Origin of the sequence: Isoptericola sp. NPDC060257, from assembly GCF_042726645.1 — a bacterium.
Taxonomy (GTDB): Bacteria; Actinomycetota; Actinomycetes; order Actinomycetales; family Cellulomonadaceae; genus Isoptericola; species Isoptericola nanjingensis.
Map to the genome: position 1 here is coordinate 1 of NZ_JBHXAW010000420.1, position 2,438 is coordinate 2,438.

A 2,438-nucleotide genomic window follows, 5' to 3' on the forward strand; every position below is an offset into this window, starting at 1 on the left:
GGTTCATCACCGGCAGGCCGAGCCGCCGGGTGAGCGCCGTCTTCCCCGACCCCGACGGCCCGGTGAGCAGCACGATCCGCCGCGCGGGGCGGCGGGCGCCGGGCGGCACCTCGAAGAGGGCGTCGGACTCGTTCGCCGGGTCGTCCGTCGGCGGCACGCTGTCGGTCACGGGCACCCATTCTCGGCGGCGGCGGTCCTGCTTGTCGAAACCGGGACCCCACCGGCGGGCGCGCCGTGCCGCCCGCGGGTACGTTGCGGACCGCGCGCATCGCGGACGACCCGGAACTCGCGGCCGTGCGCGTCGTCGTCCTCACGACGTTCGAGGGCGACGCCGAGGTGCTCGGCGCGCTGCGCGCCGGCGCCAGCGGCTTCCTCGGCAAGGGCGTGGCGCCCGCCGACCTGGTCAAGGCGGTGCGGACGGTCGCGGCCGTGTCGGTGCTGCACCTGTCGCGCCGGTCGAGCCTGATGCTCGCGGTGGTCGTCTCGACGCTCCTGTTCGCGGCGCTGCACCTGCCCACCTCCGGCTGGAACGTGCAGTGCGTGCTGGTCATCGGCACCGCGCGGGTGATCCTCCTGGTGCCGTACCTGCTCACCAAGAACCTCGCGGCGTCGGCCACCGTGCACATGGTCGACGACTGGGCGCTGTTCGGCTCGGCCGCGATCCTCGGCTGACCCGGGCCGGCGGGGTCAGCCCACCAGGAGGACGTGCAGGGTCCGCGGGCCGTGCACGCCCTCCACGCGGTCCAGCTCGATGTCCGACGTCGCGCTGGGACCGGAGATCCAGGTGAGCGGCCGCTCCGGATGCGCGCCGAGCAGGCGCACCGCCTCCGGCACGGTCTGCACGGCCTGGTCCGCCCGCACGACGCACAGGTGCACGTCGGGCACCAGCGAGATGGCCCGGCGGCCCTGGTCGGTCTCGCCGTCGAGCACGATCGTGCCCGTCTCGGAGATCGCGACCCGCGCGGCGGTGACGACGGCCGCGACGGCGTCGAGCTCCGTCGCGGCGAGCGGCTGCTCGCGCGAGTCGCGCACGACGTCGACGTCCGCCGGCAGCGCCGCCAGCCACGCGTCGTCCAGCCCGTCGGGGACCACCACCCGCACCGACCTGTCAGGGCCAGCACCGTCAGAACCTGCGTGCGGTCCTGACACGTCGGCGACGAGGGCGGCGACGGTGGCGGGCAGGTCATCGGCGGCCACCTGGTGGACGTGGGCCTTGTAGTCCACCAGCCGGTCGACGAGCTGCTCCAGCACCTCGGGCGAGCCGACGGCGTGCTCCCCGGCGGCGCGGTAGGCGCGCGGCACGGGCTCCGGGCGCGGCGCGGTGCCGACCTTGCCCGACGGCGTCGTGCCGGAGCCGGTCTGCCCCAGCGCCGCCCGCACGCGTGCCAGGACCTCGGTGCGTGCCTCGCTCATCGGGCGCCCTCCTCGTTCTCGTGCTCGGCCTGCCACCACTGTCGGAACGTCTGGCGGGGCGGCGCGGGCAGGTCCCGCGCCTTCGTCCACGCCGACGCGGGCGGGGGCGCGACGGAGATGGCGTGGTCCCGCCCGCCGAGCCCGCTGCCCAGCGTGGCGGCACGGCCGGCGAGGGCGAACCGGTCGCCGTCGGCCATGACCCAGGACGCCGCCTTCATGGCCGTCTTCCACGGGTCGACACCGCGCGACGACCGGTCGGCGTCGACCTCGCGGGCGCGCAGGTCGACGAGGATCGACGGGATGTCGATCTTCACGGGGCAGACCTCGTAGCAGGCGCCGCACAGCGTCGACGCGTAGGGCAGCGAGGCGTTCGGGTCGTGGTGCCCGGACACGCCGCCCGTCGACGCGGTGAGCTGCGGCGTGAGGATGGCGCCGATCGGCCCGGGGTACACGGAGCCGTAGGCGTGGCCGCCCACCCGCTCGTAGACCGGGCACACGTTGAGGCACGCGGAGCAGCGGATGCAGTGCAGCGCGGACCGGCCGACCTCGTCGGCGAGCACGTCGGTGCGGCCGTTGTCGAGCAGCACCAGGTGGAACTCCTGCGGCCCGTCGCCCGGCGTCACGCCCGACCACATCGACGTGTACGGGTTCATCCGCTCGCCGGTCGACGAACGGGGGAGCAGCTGCAGGAACACCTCGAGGTCGTCGAAGGTGGGCACGAGCTTCTCGATGCCCATCACCGTCACGAGCGTCTCGGGCAGCGTGAGGCACATGCGCCCGTTGCCCTCCGACTCGACGACGGCGAGCGTGCCCGTGTCCGCGACGGCGAAGTTGGCGCCGCTCACCGCGACCTTGGCGGACAGGAACTTGCGACGCAGGTGGGCGCGCGCGGCCATGGCGAGCTCGCGCGGCACGTCCGACAGGTCGGGCGGGGCGTCGCCCATGCGGGCGAGGAAGATGTCGCGGATCTCCGACCGGTTGCGGTGGATCGCCGGGACGAGGATGTGCGAGGGCATGTCGTCGGC

The 2,438-nt window shown here is 74.6% G+C and carries 3 protein-coding genes; 1 reads left to right on the plus strand and 2 read right to left on the minus strand.

Annotation, left to right across the window (positions count from 1 at the left end; genetic code table 11):
* Nucleotides 1–234 precede the first annotated feature (234 nt).
* Complete coding sequence (locus ACFWEK_RS20790) at nucleotides 235–672, plus strand: type II CAAX prenyl endopeptidase Rce1 family protein (protein WP_430555271.1); 438 nt, start codon at nucleotides 235–237, stop codon at nucleotides 670–672.
* A 15-nt stretch (nucleotides 673–687) separates the two neighbouring features.
* Here the strand turns inward: ACFWEK_RS20790 and ACFWEK_RS20795 are convergent, their stop codons facing one another.
* Entirely contained in the window at nucleotides 688–1,413 is a 726-nt protein-coding gene (locus ACFWEK_RS20795; RefSeq protein ID WP_430555272.1) for a lactate utilization protein C, read from the minus strand.
* Nucleotides 1,410–2,438 (minus strand): lactate utilization protein B (locus tag ACFWEK_RS20800; protein WP_430555273.1); only part of this gene is annotated, 1,029 nt, incomplete at its 5' end. The genes ACFWEK_RS20800 and ACFWEK_RS20795, both read right to left, overlap by 4 nt.